Genomic DNA, 20,244 nt, shown 5'->3' with positions numbered 1-20,244 from the left:
TCGGGCAAAAGACTGGCGGTGAAAGATTGCGGCGCGCGCAAAGCAGTGCGATAGGCGGAAACAAAGCGCCCCCGAAGAGGCCCCCACCTTTGCAGATTTCCCCTTTCCCCTTGCGTTTCAAAAAGGCCCTGGCCGCGAGCGTCGCCCTTTCGTGGCTGGGGATCGCCCCCCATGCCGCCGCGCAGCAGTTGCAGGAACCGCCGACGACGGTCAGCGCGCCCGACGCGCCGGTGCCGGAAAATGACGACCAGATCGGCTTCGCCGCCGACGCTCTGGAATATGACAGCGACAGCGAGGTCGTGACCGCCAGCGGCAATGTGCAGTTGCTGCGGGAAGGCAACCGGCTGCGCGCCGACAAGGTCGTGTGGAACCGCACCACGGGCAAGGTGGAGGCGACCGGCAACGTGTCCGTCACCGATCCCGAAGGCAATATCGCCTATGGCGACAGGTTCGACGTCACCGATTCCCTTCAGGACGGCATGGTCCGCAACATGCTGCTGGTGCTGCAATCGGGCGGTCGGCTGGCCGCCGCCGACGGCCAGCGGGTGAACGGCGTCTATACGCTGCGCAAGGCCGCCTATACCGGCTGCGCGGTCGAGGATCATGAGGGCTGCCCCAAGGAGCCGACCTGGCAGATCAAGGCGGTCCGGGTCGTCTACGATCCGGTCAAGGCCCGCGTCAAATACAGCAACGCCAGCGTGGAGCTGTTCGGCCTGCCGCTGATCCCGCTGCCCGGCTTTTCCCATCCTGTGGGCGACAATGGCGGCAGCGGCCTGCTGGTTCCGAACCTGCGCTACGACCGGAACAACGGGTTCGAAGTGGCGCTGCCCTATTATATGAAGCTGGCGCCCAATCGCGACCTGACCGTCACGCCGCATGTCTATACCGAAACGCTGCCGATGCTGGAGGGCAATTACCGGCATCTGTGGGACAGGGGCGCCTATCAGATCACCGGCTACGCCACCTATGGCAGCCGCGTCGCCACCGGCAACCCGTCCTCCACAGCGCCGGCGGGGTCGGAAAAGGATTTTCGCGGCCATCTGGACGCCAGCGGCGCGCTGCAACTGACGCCGGAATGGAGCATAGGCGGATCGATCCGCGCCGCGACCGACCGCACCTTCCTGCGCCGCTACGACATCAGCAACGACGACCGGCTGCGCTCCACGCTCAACGCCCGACGGATCGGGGAGAGAAGCTATTTCTCCATAGCCGGCTGGGCGGTGCAGACGCTGCGCACCGGCGATTCGCAGGGGCAGATGCCGATCGCGCTGCCGGTGATCGACTATCGCCTGCGGATGAAAGACCCGCTGCTGGGCGGCGTGGCGCAGTTGCAGGCGAACAGCCTGGCCATCACCCGCACCCATGGCCAGGACACGCAGCGCGCCTTCGCCGCCTTCGAATGGAACCTGCGCAAGCTGACGCCGATGGGGCAGGAAGTCACCTTCACCACCTATCTGCGCGGCGACGTCTATCACAGCAGCGACAATCTGATGAACAGCGTGGTCAGCTACGCCGGCGATCCGGGGTGGAAGGCGCGGGGCATCGCGGCAGCCGCCGTCGACATGCGCTGGCCCTTCATGGGCCAGGCGTTCGGCGGCGTGCAGCGCATCGCGCCGCGCGTCCAGATCGTCGCCGCGCCCAGGATCGCGAACCTTTCCGTCCCCAATGAGGACGCCCGCGCCATCGACCTGGAGGACAGCAACCTCTTCGCCCTGAACCGCTTTTCCGGTTACGACAGGTTCGAGGATTCGACCCGCGTCACCTATGGCCTGGAATATAGCCTGTCATTGCCGAACTTCTCGCTGGAGAGCGTGGTCGGGCAAAGCTATCGCCTGAACAGCCGGGAAAGCATCCTGCCCGACGGCACCGGCCTGTCGGACCGCCTGTCCGACATCGTCGGCCGCACCACCGTCCGCTACAGGGATTTCATCAGCGTCACCCACCGCTTCCGCGTGGACAAGGACAAGCTGGCCGTCCGCCGCAACGAAATCGACGCGACGGTCGGCAGCCGCAAGACCTATGCGACGGTCGGCTATCTCCGCCTCAACCGCGACGCCGACCGCAATCTGGAGGATTTGCAGGACCGGGAGGAATTGCGCCTGGGCGCGCGCGTCCAGTTCGCCCGCTTCTGGTCGGTCTTCGGTTCGACCGTCATCGACCTGACCGACACGAAGGAAGATCCGCTGTCGGTCGCGGACGGCTATGAACCCGTCCGCCACCGCCTGGGCATCGCCTATGAGGACGATTGCCTGACGCTCGGCCTCACCTGGCGGCGCGACTATCAGGTGCTGGGCGACGCGCGAAAGGGCAACAGCTTCCAGCTTCGGCTGGCTTTTCGCAATATTGGCATATAAGGATCAGCCTTCCCGCTTCCTGCTCAGGGTCGGTTAAGGCGGATCGGCGCATCTCGTGCCGAACCGATTGGAGATTTTTGTCGACGATGCAGCCTGTCGTTTCCCCGTTTTCCCGCATTGGCAGCCATGTCCGGTCGGGTTTTCGCACCATGCTCCTGTCCTCGGCCCTCCTGGCGACGGGCGTGAACGCCGTCGCGGCCCAGACGGTCGGCGACGATGACGGCGTCGCCTCGCAGCAACTCAACCTGCCCAGGGACGTGACCATCTTCGGCAAGAGCGACCCCAATGTCCGCAAGGCGACGGCCATCGTCAACGGCCGCATCATCACCGGCACCGACGTCGACCAGCGCCTGGCCCTGATCATCACCGCCAATGGCGGCAAGGTGTCGGACGAGGAGAAGGAAAGGCTGCGCGTCCAGGTGCTGCGCAACCTCATCGACGAAACGCTCCAGATCCAGGAAGCCGCCGCCAACGACATCAAGGTGGACAAGGCCGAGATCGACCAGAGCTATGAGCGGGTCGCGGCCAATTTCCGCCAGTCCCCCGCCCAGTTCGACCAATATCTGCGCCAGCAGGGCAGCTCGTCGGCCAGCATCAAGCGGCAGATCGAGGGCGAGCTGGCCTGGAGCCGCCTGCTCCGCCGCAATATCCAGCCCTTCGTCAACGTGTCGGAGGATGAGGTGAAGTCGGTGGTGGACCGCATGAACGCGGCCAAGGGCAGCGACGAATTCCGCATCGGGGAAATCTACCTGTCGGCCACGCCGGAAAACCAGCAGCAGATCGTCGCCAACGCCCGCAACATCATCGACCAGATCAAGCAGGGCGGCAGCTTCGCCGCCTATGCGCGGCAATTTTCCGAAGCCTCCACGGCGGCGGTCGGCGGCGACCTGGGCTGGGTCCGTCCCGTCCAGTTGCCCGACGAACTGGCGCAGGCGGCCGCCGAGATGCAGGTCGGCCAGATCGCCGGCCCGATCGGCGTGCCGGGCGGCGTCTCGATCATCTATGTCATGGACAAGCGCAAGGTGCTGACCGCCGATCCGCGCGACGCGCTGCTCAGCCTCAAGCAGCTTTCCGTCAGCTTCCCCGCCGGCACGACCAAGGAACAGGCGAGCACCAGGGCGGCCGCCTTCGCCGCGCAGGTCAAGGCGGTCAAGGGCTGCGGCCAGGCCAATGAACTGGGCGGCAAGATCGGCGCCGACGTGGTCGACAACGACAATGTGAAGCTGCGCGACCTGCCGCCGCAGTTGCAGGACATCCTCCTGAACCTCCAGGTGGGAGAGGCGACGCCGCCCTTCGGATCGATCAATGACGGCGTGCGCGTGCTGGTCGTCTGCGGCCGCGACGAAGCCTCCTCCGCCGCCGCGCCCAACGCCGAACAGATCATGGCGCAGTTGGAGGAGGAACGGGTCAACAAGCGCGCCCGCATCTATCTGCGCGATCTTCGCCGCGATGCCGTTATCGACTATAACTGATCCGGCGGATATGCCGCCCTTCGCCGTGTCGCTGGGCGATCCGGCGGGCATTGGCCCGGAAATCGTCGCCAAAAGCTGGGTCATGCGGGAGGCGCGGGGCCTGTCGCCCTTCTTCGCCGTGGGCGACGCCGCGTCCCTGCGCGCCGTCTGGCTCGGCCCGGTCGAGCCGGTCAGCACGCCGGAGGAAGCGGCGGAGGTCTTCGACAAGGCCCTGCCCTGCCTGCAAGTGGCGGACGCGGGAGAGATCACGCCCGGTACGCCCAGCATCGACGGCGCGCGCGCGGCGTTCCAGGCGCTGGAAGTCGCCGTGGGCCTGGCCCGCAGCGGTTCGGCGGCCGGGATCGTCACCGCCCCGGTCGGCAAGGAGCAGCTTTACGGCGTCGGCTTCGCCCATCCGGGGCAGACCGAATTCATCGCGGAACGCTGCGGCGTGGCGCCCCACAACGCCGTGATGATGCTGGCGGGGCCGTCGCTGAAGGTCGTGCCGATCACTATTCACATCCCCCTGGCCGACGTGCCGTCCGCGCTGACAATCGACCTGATCCGCGCCCGCGCCATCACCACCGCCAAGGGGCTTCAGCGCAATTTCGGCATCGGCCGCCCCCGGCTGGTGGTCGCGGGCCTTAACCCCCATGCCGGCGAAGGCGGGGCGCTGGGGCGGGAGGAGATCGATGTCATCCGCCCCGCCGTGGAGTCGCTCCAGGCGGAGGGTTACGACATCAGCGGCCCGCTCGCCGCCGACACGCTGTTCCATGCCCGCGCCCGCGAAACCTATGACGCGGCGCTGTGCATGTATCACGATCAGGCGCTGATCCCGATCAAGACGCTGAATTTCGACGAGGGCGTCAACATCACCCTGGGGCTGCCCATCGTCCGCACCTCGCCCGACCACGGCACCGCCTTCGGCATTGCGGGCACGGACAGCGCCAACCCCGGCGCGATGATGGCGGCGATCAGGATGGCCGCCGAAGCCGCCCGCGCCCGGCTGACCCCCGGCTGCTGAGGCCCATGGCTGCCGATACCCGTCGGGCGCTCCCGCCGCTGCGAGAGGTGATCGCCGCCCATGGATTGCAGGCGAGCAAGGCGCTGGGCCAGAATTTCCTGCTGGACGAGCAGTTGCTGGACCGCATCGCCGCCATTCCCGGCCCGCTGGAAGGCCAGCCCGCCTTCGAGGTCGGCCCCGGCCCCGGCGGCCTGACCCGCGCCATCCTGCGCGGCGGGGCGAAGCTGGTCGCGGTGGAGCGGGACCGGCGCTGCCTGCCCGCGCTGGCCGAACTGGACGCGGCCTTTCCGGGCCAGCTTCGCGTCCTTTCCGGCGACGCGATGGAGGTCGACGCCCGCGCCGAGGCGGGCGAAGGCGCCCATGTCATCGCCAACCTGCCCTATAATGTCGGCACGGCGCTGCTGATCGGCTGGCTTTCGGCGGAGTGGAGTCCGCTTCCCTGGTGGTCGACCCTGACGTTGATGTTCCAGATGGAGGTGGCGGAGCGGATCGTCGCGAAGCCGGGCGGCGACCATTATGGCCGCCTGGCGGTGCTCTCCCAATGGCGCAGCGACGCCCGCATCGCGATGAAGGTCCACCGCAGCGCCTTCACCCCGCCGCCGAAGGTGATGTCGGCGGTGGTCCACATCACGCCCAGGCCCGCGCCTGAGGGGGTGCAGTTGAAGCATCTCGAACGCCTGACCGCCGCCGCCTTCGGCCAGCGCCGCAAGATGCTGCGGCAGAGCCTGAAAGGCCTGCCCGGTGCGCTGGAGGCGCTGGAGGCGGTCGGCATCGACGCGCAACGACGGGCTGAAACGGTGAGCGTCGAGGAATTTGTTGAGGTCGCGCGGGTGTTGGGGCGGCTTTAGTTTTTGAGTCTGGCTTTGGTGGAGAGCGGACGCCCCCCTATTCGTCGCCCCTCCCCCTATTCGTCACCCCGGACTTGATCCGGGGTCCCGCTGCCTTGGGCTGGGCGCGGTGTAGAGGCAAAAGCGGGACCCCGGATCAAGTCCGGGGTGACGGAAAACTAATGTCCGCTCATGGCCATTTTCAGCCGGGCCGATGCGGGACGCGGCGCATGATCCTGCCGTAACGAGCCTCGCTGCGCTCGGCTACCCACCCCCGGCCCCTCCCTGGAAGGGAGGGGCGGAGAAAGGTTGTGGAGGCTCGGCGGCAGTGTAGCTTGTGGATCAAGGCGTCTCGGTTGCCGATCCCTTGGGCGCGGGGACGCTATCCTTCGCGCTCAGCACGGTCGCGGGCGGGCCTTTCTCTATCGCCGCCGCCAGTTGGCCTACGGCCGCGCAGTTCGCCTTGCACAGGCCCTGCGCCTGGGCGAGATTTTCCTTGGCCTTGGCGATGGCGCCCTTTTCGACCATCGCCTCGCCCTGGCCCACCAGAGCGGCGACGTCATTGGGTTCCAGCAACAGCGCCTCGCGATAGAGGCGGATCGCCTTGCCCTGCAAACCCTGCGCCCGCGCCACCTGCGCCAGTTCGATATAGGCGGTGCGGTTGCGCGGATCGACCGCCAGCGCGCTTTCCAGCGCGTCGGTCGCGCCCTGATAATTGCCCGCCTTGCGCGCCGCCTCGCCCGCCTTCTGCCATTCGACCGACAGCGGCGAAATCTGCGAATCCGGGCGCTGCGACAGGCCTGCGCTGGAAACGGTGGTCAGCAGGACGGCCAAAGCGACCGAAGCAGGGGTAAAACGCATGCACAACTCCAGCCATGTTTCAGGCGTTGATTCCGGTCCGGATTCCGGTGGCCAAGTCTCGCGATTTTGCGGGCGCTTGTCCATCGACTCTTTCACGCCGTCCGTCGCAGCCGCGCGAAATAGAAACCGTCCGTCCCGTCATGGCCCGGCGTCAGCAGCAGCCCGTCGCCATGGGCGCGGCCCATCGCCGCTTCGATCCGTTCGACGGTCCAGCCGTCATGCCGTTCCAGAAATGCCCGCACCTGATCCCGCCCCTCCCGGTCCGTCAGCGCGCAGACAGCATAGATCAACGCCCCGCCCGGCGCCAGCAGGGGAGCCGCGAAATCCAGGATCCGCGCCTGTTCCGCCGCCAGCCGGTCGAGCCGCGCCGGGGTCAGCCGCCAGCGCGCCTCCGGATTGCGCCGCCATGTGCCGGTGCCCGAACAGGGCGCGTCGACCAGCACCACATTGGCGCGGCCCCTCAGGCTTTCCAGCGCGCCCGCCTCATGCCCCTGGTCCAGCAGCAGCGTCTCGATGAAGGTCGCCCCGGCCCGTTCGGCGCGTGGATCGAGCCGGGCGAGGCGCGAGCGGATGGTGTCGGCGGCGATCAGCACGCCCTTGCCGCCCATCGCCGCGGCCAATGCCAGCGTCTTGCCCCCCGCCCCGGCGCAAAGGTCGATCACGGTCATGCCCGGCGCGGCGGCGCAGACGGCGGAGATCAACTGGCTGCCCGCGTCCTGCACCTCGACCTGCCCCCATTTCCAGGGGTCGCTCAGCTCGACCGGCGCGCCTTCGGGCAGGCGCAGGGCGTCGGGCAGTCCGGCGATCCGGGCCGCATCGGGATAATGTTGCGCGACCCGGTCCGGATCGCCCTTCAGCCGGTTGACGCGCAGGTCGACCGGCGCCCGGCCCAGCAGGGCGTCCCGCTCCACCGGCGCGGCGAGCAGCGGTTCGATCCAGCCGGGCACGACGCCCGCCGGGGCGCCCGCTTCACTGTCGGCAATCGGCGCCGGGCCATGGGCCGATCCGTCGAACAATGCGGCCAGTTCGGCCCGCTCCCGCGCCAGCCCGACCATGGCGGCGCGCCCGCTCTCCGGCCGTTCGGCGACGCGGCGCACCGCGTCATAGACATGGTCGCGCACCGCCCGCCGGTCGCGGGAGCCGGCATAGCGCCGTTCCTTGAAATAGCGGGCGATCAGCGTGTCCGCCGCCGGGCCGCCATCCCGCGCCGACGCGATGATGGCGTCGAGCAGTTCGATGGCGGCCTGGACACGGGCGGATGGGGTCATGACGAAACAAGCCCCTCCCCTTCAGGGGAGGGGTTGGGGTGGGGGATCGATACAGGGCACAGCGTTTGAGGCACGCCCCCACCCCCAACCCCTCCCCTGAAGGGGAGGGGCTTGATCGAGGGTTCAGCGCGTCGGGTAATTGGGCGCTTCCCGCGTGATCGTCACGTCGTGGACATGGCTTTCCGACAGGCCCGCATTGGTGATCTGGACGAAGCGGGCGCGTTCCCGCAAATCCTTGATCGTGGCGCTGCCGGTATAGCCCATGGCCGCCTTCACCCCGCCGACAAGCTGGTGGATCACGTCCTTGGCCGGACCCTTGAACGGCACCTGGCCCTCAATGCCTTCGGGCACCAGCTTCATCTGGTCCTTGATGTCCGCCTGGAAATAGCGGTCCGCCGAACCGCGCGCCATCGCGCCGACGCTGCCCATGCCGCGATAGCTCTTATAGGCGCGGCCCTGATAGAGGAAGGTTTCGCCCGGCGCCTCCGCCGTGCCCGCCAGCAGCGATCCGACCATGACGCAGCCCGCGCCCGCCGCCAGCGCCTTCGCCACGTCGCCCGACGTGCGCAGGCCGCCGTCCGCGATCACCGGCACGCCTTGCTTGGCCGCTTCCTCCGCCGAATCCATGACGGCGGTCAACTGCGGCACGCCGACGCCCGCGACGACGCGGGTGGTGCAGATCGAACCGGGGCCGATGCCGACCTTCACGCAGTCCGCGCCCGCGCCGATCAGCGCCTTGGTCGCTTCGGCGGTGGCGACGTTGCCCGCCACCACCTGAACATGGTTGGACAGCTTCTTCACCGCCTCTACCGCGACGGCCACCTGCCTGCTGTGGCCATGGGCGGTGTCGATGACGATCAGGTCGCATTCCGCGTCGATCAGCGCCTTGCTGCGCTCCAGCCCCTTGTCGCCCACGGTCGACGCCGCCGCCACGCGCAGGCGGCCCGACGCATCCTTGGTCGCCTGCGGATAGGTGACGGCCTTTTCGATGTCCTTGACCGTGATCAGGCCGACGCAATGATATTGATCGTCCACCACCAGCAGCTTTTCGATGCGGCGCTGGTGCAGCAGGCGCATCGCCTCCTCCTGGCCCACGCCGGTCTTCACGGTGGCGAGATTGTCGTGGGTCATCAGTTCGCTGACCGGCTGGGCCGGGTTTTCGGCGAAGCGCACGTCGCGGTTGGTGAGGATGCCGACCAGCTTGCCCGACGCCTCCACCACCGGAATGCCGCTGATCTTGTGCCGGGTCATCAGCATCTGCGCATCGGCCAGCGTGGCATTGGGCGTGATGGTGATGGGATTGACCACCATGCCGCTTTCGAAGCGCTTGACCGCGCGCACCGCGTCCGCCTGCTCCTCCACCGACAGGTTGCGGTGCAGCACGCCGATCCCGCCCAACTGCGCCATGACGATCGCCATGTCCGCCTCCGTCACCGTGTCCATGGCGGAGGAGAGGATCGGGATGTTGAGCTTGATCGCGCGGGTCACATGGGTGCTGGTGTCCGCCTGGCTGGGCAGCACATCGGATTCGGCGGGCTGAAGAAGCACGTCGTCAAAGGTGAGGCCGAGGCGGATATCCATGTGAAAGCCACTTTCTGCTGCGCGCCCGGCCAGTGGGGGGATAGCCGGTCGCTGGGGGATTCGTGGCGGCCCATGTAACCATTAAGCAGGAAAACAGCCAGACCCCCGAAAGCATTTTATTGCCGGGGAAGCGCAGGCCTGCACGCGATGCGGAATCGGGCGGAAGGGGCGGGCCGGAAGAGAAGCGTGGGGACTCGTCCGCTCCCCGCCCGAATTTCCAAAAACTGCACGCCCCGGAAGGGCCGACCCCCCTCAATCCCCCAGGATCACGTCCACGCCTGCCCGCGCATGGATGCTGGTGCCGTCGTAGATCGGCAGGACGTTCGCCTTCACATCGACGATCATCTCCAATTCGGTGCAGGCCAGGATCGCGGCCTGCACATTCTCCTTGGCGATGTCGGTGAGTTCGGACTTCATATAGCGTTCGGACTCGCGGCTCACCTTGCCGATGGTCAGCTCGTCATAGACGATCCGGTCGATCCGATCGGCCAGTTCCATGTCGGGCGGCAGCAGCGATATGCCGTGCGCCACCAGCCGCTGGCGGTAGAATTTCTCCGTCATCACGTTGCGCGTGCCGATCAGCGCGGCCTTTTCGATGCCGTCGGCCTGCATCTTGCGCCCGACGGCCTCCGCGATGTTGACGATCGGAATATCGACGCCGGCCTGCACCTCGTCATAGACGCGGTGCATGGAATTGGCGCAGATCAGCAGGGCGGCCGCCCCGCCCTGCTCCAGCCGCCTGGCGGACGCGGTCAGCACATCGGCCGCATGGGCCCATTCGTCGGGCGTGGTGGAGCGGCCTATGTCCGCGAAGTCCAGGCTTTCGATCAGCAGCGGAGCGCTGTGCTGGCCGCCCCTGGCGCGGTACACGGCCTGGTTGATGATCTGATAATAGCGCGCCGTCGACGTCCAGCTAAGACCGCCTATCAGGCCGAGCTTCTTCATGAATCCGCTTATCCCCATGCGCCGACGAAGCCGGACGGGCTTGTCCATCGCGCAAATCGTTAGGGGCGGCGTCCCGCATCGGCAAGCCCCTTCCTGCCCGCGCTGCCGCAAAGCCGCGCGCGGAACAGGGTGCCGGCCGCTCCCGCCAGCCCTCCCGCGACGACCATCGGCATATTTTCCAAGAAGAAGGCGGACGCCGCCACGGCCCAGCCGGCAAAGCCGCCCGCCAGCGCCAGCGCAGGTCCGGTCCCCGACCGCAAGGCCGATGTCGTCGCCGCCCAGCCCGCAAGTAGCGCGACTGCGATGCAGCCAAGGAGCCTCAACAGGTCGGGAGACGCCGCGAAGGCCCCGACCAGCCCGCCGGTCGCCGGCAGCGTGGCGGCGGCGATGACGGGGTGCCGCCACGCTGCCCCGCGCCGCAGGATCGCCGCCGCACCCGCGCAGGCCATCGCCCCGCAGGCGAGCGCGGCGCCGATCGCGGCAGCGGCCTCCATGCGCAGCCGGTCCGTCATTTCGTCCAGCAGGCCGAAGGCATGGGGATCGCGCCAGGCCGCTCCTGCCAGGAAGACCGCCCCCAGCCCCGCCAGCCCGCCAAACCCGCCCAGCAGCGACGGCAGCGCGGATCGCGGAACGCCGCGCCCCAGCGCCAGCCCGACAGCGCTTCCGGCGATCAGCGCCGCGCAGATTTGCGGCAGCGCCATGACATCATGGCTGTAGAGGGTCACGGCCGCCGCGACCGTCATCGCGGCGCTCGCCAGATGCGCGCCCCGCCGCAACCCGCCGCCAAGCGGGGCCAGCAAAGCCGCCGCGAACAGCAAGGCAGCCAGCGACCAGCCGGCCAGGAGCGTCGCGTTCACGCCTTCCATCATGGCCGGGGCGGCATGTCGATCCGCCGCGCCGCCACGAAGCCGCCGCAAAGCCCGGCGCTGCCCGCCACTATCGCCAGCAGGCCGAATATCCGAGCCAGGCTGCTGCCCGCTTCCGCCGAGACGATCAGCGCGCCGAGCAGAATGGCGGATGACAGCATCTGGAGGACGGAAACGAGCGCCCAGCCCTCATCCGGCCGCGTCCGCCATGCGACGAGCGCCCCGACGATGCAGGCCGCCAGGAAGAAGGGGAGAAGGAACGCCATCATCTGCTCCCCCTCATTGCGGGACGTCGACGACCGTCCAGCCCCGCCGGGCCGAAGGAGATCGTCGGGAAACCGACCGCTCCTTCATCCTCCGGGGACAGGCCGTCTCGCCCACCCCGGCGACCAGGCGCGCCTTAGCTGGCGATCAGCAGCACGACCAGGGCGGCGACGACGACGCTGGCGATGGTTCCCCATTTGATGAGGGCCACGAACCCTTCATAGGTCTGGGTTGCGCTGTTCATATTCCCGTCCGAAGCCATGCACCGTCCCTCTCTGTCCGTTTCGCGGGCATCCTCTTATCGCCAAGGCCGCTCCCCCTCAAGCCGTCAGCGAACAAGAAAATTTTTCCGGTTAAGCCGGTCTTTACACCTCTTCCCTACTTTCGGCGCCAGTTCGCATATGAGGGGTAAGGATGGCGCGCGACGGCGTTCCGATGCTGATGTTGATCGACGACGAGCCGGCGCAGCGCAGGCTGGTGTCGGCTCTCGCCGCCCGCGCGGGATGGCGCACCATCTTCGCCAATGACGGCGACACCGCGATTGCGATGCTGGGCACGCAGGACGGCATGCGGCTGGACGCCGTGCTGCTCGACCAATGGAGCCCGAGCTACGAGCCGACCGGCCTGGTCCGCGAACTGCGCGCCCGCCGCCCTGCCCTGCCCATATTGATCCTGACGGCGCATAACAATGTCGCCGTTGCGGTGGAGGCGATGCGGGCCGGCGCCACCGACTATCTCGCCAAGCCGATCGCGCCCGAACGGCTGCTCGCCGCGCTCAACGCCACGCTGAACGGCGAACATGGCAAGGGCGAGTTGCGCCCGCTGACCGAGAAGATCCCTGCCGCCCTGTCCTTCGAGGATGTGGTCGGCGCCGCGCCGCAGTTCCGCGCCGCGCTCGCCATCGCGGCCAAGGCCGCCCGCGCCCGCGTCCCCGTGCTGATCGAGGGCGAGAGCGGCGTCGGCAAGGATGTGATCGCCCGCGCGATCCACGCCGCATCCCCCCGCCACAAGCAGGCGATGATCACCGTGAATTGCGGCGCTATCCCGGCCAATCTGGTGGAATCCGACCTGTTCGGCCATGAACGCGGCGCCTTCACCGGCGCCTTCGACCGGCAGGTCGGCAAGTTCGTCGCGGCCGACATGGGCACCATCTTCCTCGATGAAGTGAGCGAAATGCCGCTGGACGCGCAGGTGAAGCTGCTGCGCGTGCTTCAGGACGGCGAGGTCCAGCCGATCGGCGCGCGCCGCCCGATCCATGTCGATGTCCGCGTCATCGCCGCCACCAACAAGCGGCTGCATGACGAGATCGAGGCGGGGCGCTTCCGCGAAGACCTATATTACCGCCTCAACGTCGTGCAGCTCACCATTCCGCCGCTGCGCGAACGTCTGGGCGACGTGCCGGCGCTGTGCCGCCATCTGCTCGCCCGCATCGCGACCCAGCCGGGATTGCGCGGCCTTGGCCTTACCGACGACGCGCTGGCGCTGCTGATGCAGCATGACTGGCCGGGCAATGTGCGCCAGCTTCAGAACGCCCTGTTCCGCGCCGCGGTGCTGTGCGAGGGCGATGCGCTGACCCCCCACGACTTCCCGCAGATCGCCGCGCAGATCCGCGGCCGCGGCCATGGCGAGTCCCGTGGCCGGCTCCATGCCGTGCCGCAGCCGCATCGGGAGGCCGCCGGCATCACCCTGTTCGAAGGCGACGGCCATGTCCGTCAACTGGCGGAGATCGAGGCGGACGTCATTCGCCTGGCCATCGGCCATTATCGCGGGCGCATGACCGAAGTGGCCCGGCGGCTGGGCATCGGCCGCTCGACCCTTTACCGCAAGCTCGCTGAACTGGGCATCGACAGCGCCGCCTGATCTTTTCGGGCTGCCCGTTCTGGGCCGCCTGATCGGGCCGGACGCCCCGCGCCGTCGTCGCTCCATCGCGCCGCGTTCGGTTGCGGCGTTGAAATGTCGCGGCGGCTATGCTTTGGGGGAGCGATGAAAAGCGCCACCCTCGCCGCCGCCATGCCCCTCCTCCTGCTGGTCGCCTGCGGCCGGGCCGAACCTGTAGAGGATCTCCCGAGCCAGGACGAACTCGCCGCCGCCGCCAACGCCGCCGCGGCCAGGGCAATGGCCGAAGCGAAGGCCGACACCCCCGAATCGCGCAACTATGTGAATGTGGAACGCGGCTTTTCCATCACCTTCCCCGAAGGCTGGCAGAAGGACGCGGCGTCCAGCAATGCCGACGGCGTGGTCTATCAGGACCCCGGCGCGGGCGCGGACGTCCGCATCTTCTGGCAGAAGAAGGAGGGCGACCAGACGCTGCAACAGATCGTCGAGACGGTGAGCGAAGGCTCCGAAGGGGTAAGCGGTGATTATATCGGCGACAATGAATATCGCGGCACGGCCAATGACGGCGAGGGGAACAACGTCGCCCTGCGGCTTATGAAGCAGCCGGACGGCGCCATCGTCACGGCCAGCTTCGTCTATCCCGAAATGCTGAGCGAGCAATATCAGGCGATGGCGGAAAAGACGCTCGACAGCCTGCGCATCTTCGCGTCCAAGGCGCAGACGCCCGACGGCGCCGCCGTTCCGGCGGCTGCGGGGAATGCCGGCACGCGTTGAGGCGGCCGGTGATGAAGTGATCATGGGTGGGGGCGGACATTCCCCTATTCGTCACCCCGGACTTGATCCGGGGTCCCGCTACCTTTTCCAAGCGCACTCTCAGAAAGAAAGCGGGACCCCGGATCAAGTCCGGGGTGACGAAACTGATGACCGCAACTGGCCAAAAACCACCCCCAGCGCGAACTCACTCGCCGATCGGAACGAAGGCGCCCTTTTCCCGGTCCTTCATCACCTTGTCGGCCCGAAAGACCGACCCGCTCATCGTGATGTAAACCCCCGGCGCGGCAAGCTGCGCCGTCGCGAAGGCCATGCCCAGGTTGAAGCTGGCGTCGCTTTCCCCGAAACGCGCCGGGGCGAGAGCGCCCACCAGCACCACCGTCTTGCCGGCAATGGCGGAAAGCGACTTCGCCGTCTCCGTCATCGTGTCGGTGCCATGGGTGATGATGATGCGGCTTTCCGGCGCGGCGGCGACCCGGTCGCGGATCAGGGCGCGGTCCGCATCGTCCAGTTCCAGGCTGTCCTTGCGCACCACCTCCTCGATGCGGAAGGGCCGCTTGACCCGGCCGATGTCGAGCAGCTTCGCCACCACGGTTTCGCCCACCTGATAGTCCGACAGCGCATCGAAATATATCTTGTCGATGGTCCCCCCGGTGGTGAGGACAAGAATCGGCGTTTCGGGGGACGGCATCGCAGGACTCCAAAGGGGACGGTTGCCCCCTCTAAAGCATTTCCATGAGGAGGTGAACCGCCCGGCCCTATTCGCCCCTGGCCATGGCCTCGCCCCGGTCGCGGGCGGCGACCAGCGTGTCGGTCAGCAGCTTCAGCAGCCGGTCGTCGGCGTCGAGCACGTTCAGGCCCTGCCGCGTCATGCCGCCGGGGCTGGCCACGCGGTCCGCCAGCGCGGCCGGGCTTTCGCTCGCCATCGCGGCCATGCTGGCCGATCCGCGCACGGTGGCGAGCGCCATGCGCGCGGCCTGATCGGCGGGCAGGCCAATCGCTTCGCCCGCCCGCGCAAGGGCATCGACGAAGCGGAACAGAAAGGCGGGGCCGCAGCCGGACAGCGCGGTGACTTCGTTGAACCGCCCTTCATCCGCAATCCATTCGGCAAGGCCGAGCGGAGCGATGAAAGCCTCCACCGCCGTTCGCGACGCCACCGGGAGGGCGGCTTCCGCATGGAGCGCGATGACCCCCTCCCCTATGCCCACCGGCAGGTTGGGCATGGCGCGGACGATTTCCGCCGCCGCGGGAAAGGCGGTGCGCAGATCGGCCAGCCGCGTTCCTGCAAGGATCGAGACGATCCGCACGTCGGCACGGCAAAGCGGCGCAAGCAGGGCCGCGACTTCGCCAAGCTGATAGGGCTTCATGCCCAGCACGACGGTGGTGCCGGCGGGCAGCGAGGCGGGATAGTCGGTGACGACCGCCACCCCCTGCGCCACCGCCCTGCCGCTGGGACGCAGCACGGTCGCCCGCGCCGGATCGAGGCCGCAGGCGAGCCAGCGCCGCAACATCTGCCCCGCCATGTTGCCGCAGCCGACAAGGAAGAGATGGTCGGGCCAGATGTCGGTCATGGGAAGGGGTCTCAGGCTTCGCCGCGCGTTTCGATGAGGCTGGCGGAAATCGCCTCGGCCGGGGTCTTGCCGCCCCAGAGGACGAACTGGAACACCGGGTAGAAACGCTCGCATTCGTCTATGGCGGTTTCGACCAATATCTGCGCCTGGTCGAGCGTCAGCGTGCCGCCCGCGCCCAGCAGCGCGCCGTGGCGGAACAGCACGATGCCGCTGGACGACCAGAGTTCGAAATGGCCGAGCCAAAGCTGTTCGTTGATCAGGCCCAGCGTTTCGTAGATGGCGCCGCGCTTGTCCTCATTCACCCTGATGTCGGGCAAGGCGAGCATTTGCAGCACCTGGTCTTCGTCCCGCCAGATGCCGCGAAGCTCATATTGCGCCCAGGAACCCTGGGTGCTGGCGACGATCTCATCCTCGCCGACCTGATCGTAGCTCCAGCCATGCGCCTCGAAATAGGCGGCCAGCATGTCGATCGGCGCAGCCTCCTGGCCGCCATTTTCATATTCGTCGCTGTCCATAATCTGCGCGCCTTAAAGCATTTTTGTGCGCCGGTGGAAACCGGGGCGGCATGGAAAATGCGTGGACAACCCCGCTTTCGCCTGGAAACGGCGGTTATTCGCCGTCCCTGGGCTTGGCGCGGACGGTCTGCTTGACGGGTTCGGACGCCTTGCCCTCCAGCGCGTCGAGGCGGGCCTTCAGCAATTCCACCTCCTCGCGGGCGGCGGCGGCCAGCGCCTTCACCGCGTCGAATTCGTCGCGGCTGACGAAGTCCATGCCGCCGATCCATTGCTTGGCCTTTTCGCGGGCGTTGGTTTCGAATTCGCGGCTCATGCCCGCGACGGTTCCGGCCGCGCCGTTCACCAGCTTGGCAAGGTCGTCGAAAAAGCGGTTTTCGCTCTGCATGATGCTATGTCCTTCCGTGCGGCGTCGCGACGGGCGGCGCCAAAAATCATATCTGGGTCTGGAGAGCGGGTTTGCCAAGGCTTTCCGCGTCCGGATTGAGGCGGCCGATCTCATAGTTGAGGTAGGAGGCGAAGGCCAGCCAGCACAGATAGGGCAGCAGCAGAAGTCCCGCGACCCGGCGGACGCGCCAGAACAGCGCGGTCGTGACGGCGACCAGCACGAACAGGACGACGATCAGCGCCAGGGCCTGATCCACCTGATGCGCCCGGAAGAAAAGCGGCGACCAGAGGAGATTGAGGATGAGCTGCGCGACGAAGGCGATGATCGCCGCGCCCCTGCCCCTGGCGCCGCGGGCGTGGAGCACGATGGCGAAGGCCAGCGCCATCAGTACATAAAGCACGGTCCAGGCGGCGCCGAAGACCCAGCCGGGCGGGATCAGTTCCGGCTTGGCGAGCGCGGCGAACCAGCGATTGCCATAGCCACTATTGGCGAGCTTGCCCGAAAGAAAGCCAAGGAAAACAATCGCGGGCACAGTAACCAGCGCCCAGCGCGCATAGGCAAGACGTAATTGACCCGGAGACGCAATCTCGTTCATCGGCAACGAAGCTCCACCTTTTACTCGGCGGCTTCGGGCGAATCCTTCAAGGCCGAGTCCAGCCGCCGACTGACGGTTTGCGGTGAAACGGTTCGTCCCGCAACCCGCGAATAGAGGATCGGGATCAGGAACAGCGTGATCAGCGTCGCCAGGCTGACGCCGGACACCACCACCACGCCGATGGAATGGCGCGCCGCCGCGCCCGCGCCGCCGCGTATGACCAGCGGCAGGGCGCCGATGACCGTGGCGATGGAGGTCATCAGGATCGGACGCAGGCGGCGGGCGGCCGCCTGACGGATGGCCGCGCCGATCTCCAGCCCCTCGTCGCGGAGCTGGTTGGCGAATTCGACGATCAGGATGCCGTTCTTCGCCGCCAGCCCCACCAGCATGACGATGCCGATCTGGCTGTAGAGATTGACCGACCCGCCCGTCAGCGCCAGGCCCAGCACGCCGCCCGCGACCGCCAGGGGGACGGTGGCGATGATGACGCCGGGGTGGACGAAGCTTTCGAACTGGGCGGCCAGCAGCAGGTAGACGATCAATATGGTGAGGCCGAAGACCAGCCAGATCGACCCGCCGGTCTCGCGCAGCGACTGGCTCTCGCCCCGATAGCCCAGCGCCAGCACTTCGGGCGACTGGCGGGCCTGATCCTCCAGGAAGTTCAGCGCCTCGCCCAGCGAATAGCCCGGCGCCAGGGCGGCGGTCAGGGTGATGGCGCGCAGCTTGTTGAAACGGTTGAGCTGGCGCGGCCCCGCGACTTCGCGAAGGGTGACGACGGCGGACAGGGGCACCAGCATGCCGGTGCGGCTGCGCACGTTGATGCGCTCCAGATCGGCCTGGGTCTGCCGCCCCTCCCGCTCCGCCTGCACCAGCACGCGATATTCCTCGCCCCGGTCGACATAGGTGGTGACGCGGCGGGAACCGAGCAGCGTCTGCAAGGCCTGGCTGATGTCGTTGGCCGATACGCCCAGGTCGCCCGCCCGCTGCTGGTCCACCTCGATCCGCATCTGCGGCTTGGTTTCCTTATAATCGGAATCGAGGTTGATGAAGCCCGGATTGGTCGCGGCGGCGGCCATGATGCGGTCCCGCGCGGCCACCAGCCCCTCATAGGTCGACCCGGCCAGCACCAGATTGACCGGCAGGCCGCGTCCCCGCCCAAGCCCCGAACGCGGCGCGACATTGCCGCGCACGCCGGGCTGGCTGGCGATGATCTTGTTGATCGTGTCGGCCACCTGCGCCGTCGTGACGGTCCGGTCCTCCCACGGCCGCAGGAAGGCGATGATGTTGCCGCCGTTGAAATCGTCGCTGGCCCCGAAACCGGCTGGGGCGCGCATGTTCAGCACCTGGAGAATGCCCTTGTCGCGCAACGGCTGAAGATCGGTTTCGATCTTCTCCATATAGATTTTCATGCGGTCGAAGCCGGTGCCTTCGGGGGCCGTCACCTGGCCGTCGACCACGCCGGTATCCTCCGCCGGGGCGAGTTCGGTCGGCAGCATGGTGAACAGCGCGCCGGCGATTCCAAGGAACAGCAGCACGGGGACGACGGCCATGAGCGGCCGCCTGAGCACGCGGTCGAGCAGGCGTCCATAGGCCGCCTCCAGCCGCTGGAACCGGTCGTCCACCCAGCGCGACAGGCGCGACCGTTCGGAATGGCGCAGCAGCTTCGAACAGAGCATCGGCGCGAGGCTCAGCGAAATGAAGCCGGAAAAGGCGATGGCGGCGATCATCGCGATGGCGAGTTCGCGGAACAGCAGGCCGGTCTGCCCGGCCAGGAACATCACCGGCACGAACACCGCGCAGACCACCAGCGTCGTCGAAATGATCGCGAAGCCCACCTGCCGCGTGCCGAGATAGGAGGCGACCAGCGGGTCTTCCCCCTGTTCGATACGGTGATAGACATTTTCCAGCACGACGATGGCGTCGTCCACCACCAGCCCGATTGCCAGCACGAAGGCCAGCAATGTCAGCAGGTTGATCGACAGGCCCAGCAGCCACATGACGGCGCAGGTCGCCAGCAGGCAGATCGGCACGGTGATCGACGGGATGATCGTCGCCCGCATCGACCCCAGGAAGAGGAAGATGACCAGCACCACCAGCAGGGCCGCTTCGCCCAGCGTGTCGTAGACATTGTCGATGGCGCGGCTGATGAACAGCGATTCGTCCGATCCGATGGTGACCTTCATGCCCGGCGGCAGGGTGGTCCGCAGTTCGGCGATCAGCGCCTTCGCCTTTTCCGCGACTTCCAGAGTGTTGGCGCCCGACTGGCGGATGATGCCGACGCCGACGCCGGTCGCGGCGTTGGAGCGGAAGGAGGTGTAGGGATTTTCCGCGCCCTGCTCGATCCGCGCCACATCGCCCAGCTTCACCTGATAGCCGTCCGCGCCGCGCCCGACGACAAGCTGCGCGAACTGTTCGGGCGTGGAGAAGGCGCGCTCGACGCGCAGCGTCTGGTTCTGGTCCTTGGACTCGAAACGCCCGGCGGGCAGTTCCACATTCTGGGCGCGCAGGGCGCTTTCGATGTCGCCCGGCGTGATGCCGAAGGCGGTCAGCTTCTCCGCATTCAGCCAGATGCGGGTGGAGGGCCGCTCATCCCCGCCGCCGGTGACGCGGGCGACGCCGTCAATGGCCGAAAAGCGGTCCAGCACGTTGCGGTCCAGATAATCGGCGATCTGGGTGGGGGTCCAGCCGTCCCTGGTGAAGACGATGAACAGGATCGCCCGCGCATCGGCATCGACCTTCCGGATTTCGGGGGCCAGCGCGTCCTCCGGCAAATCCTCCACGATGCCGCTGACGCGGTCGCGCACGTCGTTGGCGGCGGAATCGATGTCCCGCGACGGGTCGAATTCGATATTGACTGAGGAAACGCCGTCCCGCGAGGTCGAATTGATGTTCTGGATGCCCTGGACGCCCGCGACGCCATCCTCGATGATCTGGGTGATGCGGGTTTCGACGACCGAGGCCGCCGCGCCGGTATAGCTGGTCTCGACCGAGACGATGGGCGGATCGGTGTCGGGATATTCGCGGATGGACAGGCTGAGATAGCCGACCACCCCGACGATGCAGAGCAGCACCGCGACGACCGCCGCGAAGACCGGACGGCGAACGGACAGGTCCGAAAGCTGCATGGCCC

At 67.5% G+C, this 20,244-nt stretch carries 19 protein-coding genes; 6 read left to right on the top strand and 13 right to left on the bottom strand.

The window, feature by feature from the left end; genetic code table 11:
* Positions 1-89 precede the first annotated feature (89 nt).
* The 4 genes from SIDU_RS02470 to rsmA all read left to right on the top strand — a co-directional run bounded on the left by SIDU_RS02470 (position 90) and on the right by rsmA (position 5,677).
* Positions 90-2,354, top strand: coding sequence for an LPS-assembly protein LptD (locus SIDU_RS02470; RefSeq protein WP_007684127.1), 2,265 nt, complete (start codon positions 90-92; stop codon positions 2,352-2,354).
* A gap of 86 nt (positions 2,355-2,440) precedes the next feature.
* Positions 2,441-3,826: a peptidylprolyl isomerase gene (locus SIDU_RS02465; protein ID WP_007684125.1), complete on the top strand. Its 1,386-nt coding sequence runs from the start codon at positions 2,441-2,443 to the stop codon at positions 3,824-3,826.
* Entirely contained in the window at positions 3,804-4,829 is a 1,026-nt protein-coding gene (gene pdxA / locus SIDU_RS02460; protein WP_025160942.1) for a 4-hydroxythreonine-4-phosphate dehydrogenase PdxA, read from the top strand. Before SIDU_RS02465 ends, pdxA begins: the two co-directional genes overlap by 23 nt.
* 5 nt (positions 4,830-4,834) lie before the next feature.
* Positions 4,835-5,677: a 16S rRNA (adenine(1518)-N(6)/adenine(1519)-N(6))-dimethyltransferase RsmA gene (rsmA, locus tag SIDU_RS02455; RefSeq protein WP_007684121.1), complete on the top strand. Its 843-nt coding sequence runs from the start codon at positions 4,835-4,837 to the stop codon at positions 5,675-5,677.
* A 321-nt stretch (positions 5,678-5,998) separates the two neighbouring features.
* On the opposite strand, the gene SIDU_RS02450 is transcribed toward rsmA, so the two are convergent.
* The 7 genes from SIDU_RS02450 to SIDU_RS02420 form a co-directional block, all read right to left on the bottom strand.
* A complete protein-coding gene (locus SIDU_RS02450) occupies positions 5,999-6,517 on the bottom strand; it encodes a tetratricopeptide repeat protein (RefSeq protein ID WP_037510035.1) in 519 nt (172 codons plus the stop codon).
* Between the two features lie 92 nt (positions 6,518-6,609).
* Positions 6,610-7,785 (bottom strand): RsmB/NOP family class I SAM-dependent RNA methyltransferase, encoded by a 1,176-nt coding sequence (locus tag SIDU_RS02445; RefSeq protein ID WP_007682186.1) that lies wholly within the window; start codon positions 7,783-7,785, stop codon positions 6,610-6,612.
* A gap of 123 nt (positions 7,786-7,908) precedes the next feature.
* On the bottom strand, positions 7,909-9,366 hold the full coding sequence (guaB, locus tag SIDU_RS02440) for an IMP dehydrogenase (RefSeq protein ID WP_007683962.1): 1,458 nt from the start codon (positions 9,364-9,366) through the stop codon (positions 7,909-7,911).
* A gap of 252 nt (positions 9,367-9,618) precedes the next feature.
* The gene (locus tag SIDU_RS02435; RefSeq protein ID WP_025161047.1) at positions 9,619-10,311 is read right to left on the bottom strand and encodes an aspartate/glutamate racemase family protein; all 693 of its coding nucleotides are present in this window, start codon (positions 10,309-10,311) and stop codon (positions 9,619-9,621) included.
* Between the two features lie 59 nt (positions 10,312-10,370).
* On the bottom strand, positions 10,371-11,168 hold the full coding sequence (locus tag SIDU_RS02430; RefSeq protein ID WP_409349299.1) for an NAD(P)(+) transhydrogenase (Re/Si-specific) subunit beta: 798 nt from the start codon (positions 11,166-11,168) through the stop codon (positions 10,371-10,373).
* Positions 11,169-11,176: 8 nt separating this feature from the next.
* Positions 11,177-11,446 (bottom strand): proton-translocating transhydrogenase family protein, encoded by a 270-nt coding sequence (locus SIDU_RS02425; RefSeq protein ID WP_007683957.1) that lies wholly within the window; start codon positions 11,444-11,446, stop codon positions 11,177-11,179.
* Between the two features lie 131 nt (positions 11,447-11,577).
* Positions 11,578-11,685 carry an aa3-type cytochrome c oxidase subunit IV gene (locus SIDU_RS02420; RefSeq protein ID WP_021223190.1) on the bottom strand — a complete coding sequence of 36 codons (108 nt, stop codon included), beginning with the start codon at positions 11,683-11,685 and terminating at the stop codon, positions 11,578-11,580.
* A gap of 170 nt (positions 11,686-11,855) precedes the next feature.
* On the opposite strand from SIDU_RS02420, the gene SIDU_RS02415 reads away from it, so the two are divergent.
* Together SIDU_RS02415 and SIDU_RS02410 are read left to right on the top strand one after the other, a co-directional pair.
* Positions 11,856-13,301: a sigma-54-dependent transcriptional regulator gene (locus SIDU_RS02415; RefSeq protein WP_007683955.1), complete on the top strand. Its 1,446-nt coding sequence runs from the start codon at positions 11,856-11,858 to the stop codon at positions 13,299-13,301.
* A 123-nt stretch (positions 13,302-13,424) separates the two neighbouring features.
* The gene (locus tag SIDU_RS02410) at positions 13,425-14,051 is read left to right on the top strand and encodes a hypothetical protein (RefSeq protein WP_007683954.1); all 627 of its coding nucleotides are present in this window, start codon (positions 13,425-13,427) and stop codon (positions 14,049-14,051) included.
* 184 nt (positions 14,052-14,235) lie between these two features.
* On the opposite strand, the gene SIDU_RS02405 is transcribed toward SIDU_RS02410, so the two are convergent.
* From SIDU_RS02405 to SIDU_RS02380, 6 genes are all read right to left on the bottom strand, one after another.
* Entirely contained in the window at positions 14,236-14,739 is a 504-nt protein-coding gene (locus tag SIDU_RS02405; RefSeq protein ID WP_007683953.1) for an asparaginase domain-containing protein, read from the bottom strand.
* Between the two features lie 67 nt (positions 14,740-14,806).
* A complete protein-coding gene (locus SIDU_RS02400; RefSeq protein WP_025772602.1) occupies positions 14,807-15,619 on the bottom strand; it encodes a pyrroline-5-carboxylate reductase family protein in 813 nt (270 codons plus the stop codon).
* A gap of 11 nt (positions 15,620-15,630) precedes the next feature.
* Positions 15,631-16,137 (bottom strand): type III secretion system chaperone family protein, encoded by a 507-nt coding sequence (locus tag SIDU_RS02395; RefSeq protein WP_013040761.1) that lies wholly within the window; start codon positions 16,135-16,137, stop codon positions 15,631-15,633.
* Between the two features lie 91 nt (positions 16,138-16,228).
* Complete coding sequence (locus SIDU_RS02390) at positions 16,229-16,519, bottom strand: accessory factor UbiK family protein (protein ID WP_007683948.1); 291 nt, start codon at positions 16,517-16,519, stop codon at positions 16,229-16,231.
* Between the two features lie 46 nt (positions 16,520-16,565).
* Complete coding sequence (locus SIDU_RS02385; RefSeq protein WP_007683946.1) at positions 16,566-17,114, bottom strand: TspO/MBR family protein; 549 nt, start codon at positions 17,112-17,114, stop codon at positions 16,566-16,568.
* 20 nt (positions 17,115-17,134) lie between these two features.
* Positions 17,135-20,239 carry an efflux RND transporter permease subunit gene (locus tag SIDU_RS02380; RefSeq protein ID WP_007683944.1) on the bottom strand — a complete coding sequence of 1,035 codons (3,105 nt, stop codon included), beginning with the start codon at positions 20,237-20,239 and terminating at the stop codon, positions 17,135-17,137.
* Between the last annotated feature and the right edge of the window lie 5 nt (positions 20,240-20,244).

This window comes from Sphingobium indicum B90A, from assembly GCF_000264945.2.
Lineage (GTDB): Bacteria > Pseudomonadota > Alphaproteobacteria > Sphingomonadales > Sphingomonadaceae > Sphingobium > Sphingobium indicum.
The sequence above is the reverse complement of the archived record's forward strand: the minus strand, read 5'-3'. Positions and strand labels throughout refer to the sequence as shown.

Coding starts and splice junctions, on each gene's coding strand:
- SIDU_RS02390 (WP_007683948.1), bottom strand. CDS start 16,519: ATGCAGAGCGAAAACCGCTTTTTCGACGACCTTGCCAAGCTGGTGAAC.
- pdxA (WP_025160942.1), top strand. CDS start 3,804: ATGCCGTTATCGACTATAACTGATCCGGCGGATATGCCGCCCTTCGCC.
- SIDU_RS02405 (WP_007683953.1), bottom strand. CDS start 14,739: ATGCCGTCCCCCGAAACGCCGATTCTTGTCCTCACCACCGGGGGGACC.
- SIDU_RS02385 (WP_007683946.1), bottom strand. CDS start 17,114: ATGAACGAGATTGCGTCTCCGGGTCAATTACGTCTTGCCTATGCGCGC.
- SIDU_RS02410 (WP_007683954.1), top strand. CDS start 13,425: ATGAAAAGCGCCACCCTCGCCGCCGCCATGCCCCTCCTCCTGCTGGTC.
- rsmA (WP_007684121.1), top strand. CDS start 4,835: ATGGCTGCCGATACCCGTCGGGCGCTCCCGCCGCTGCGAGAGGTGATC.
- SIDU_RS02415 (WP_007683955.1), top strand. CDS start 11,856: ATGGCGCGCGACGGCGTTCCGATGCTGATGTTGATCGACGACGAGCCG.
- SIDU_RS02425 (WP_007683957.1), bottom strand. CDS start 11,446: ATGATGGCGTTCCTTCTCCCCTTCTTCCTGGCGGCCTGCATCGTCGGG.
- SIDU_RS02400 (WP_025772602.1), bottom strand. CDS start 15,619: ATGACCGACATCTGGCCCGACCATCTCTTCCTTGTCGGCTGCGGCAAC.
- SIDU_RS02380 (WP_007683944.1), bottom strand. CDS start 20,239: ATGCAGCTTTCGGACCTGTCCGTTCGCCGTCCGGTCTTCGCGGCGGTC.
- SIDU_RS02450 (WP_037510035.1), bottom strand. CDS start 6,517: ATGCGTTTTACCCCTGCTTCGGTCGCTTTGGCCGTCCTGCTGACCACC.
- SIDU_RS02445 (WP_007682186.1), bottom strand. CDS start 7,785: ATGACCCCATCCGCCCGTGTCCAGGCCGCCATCGAACTGCTCGACGCC.
- SIDU_RS02465 (WP_007684125.1), top strand. CDS start 2,441: ATGCAGCCTGTCGTTTCCCCGTTTTCCCGCATTGGCAGCCATGTCCGG.
- SIDU_RS02435 (WP_025161047.1), bottom strand. CDS start 10,311: ATGAAGAAGCTCGGCCTGATAGGCGGTCTTAGCTGGACGTCGACGGCG.
- guaB (WP_007683962.1), bottom strand. CDS start 9,366: ATGGATATCCGCCTCGGCCTCACCTTTGACGACGTGCTTCTTCAGCCC.
- SIDU_RS02420 (WP_021223190.1), bottom strand. CDS start 11,685: ATGAACAGCGCAACCCAGACCTATGAAGGGTTCGTGGCCCTCATCAAA.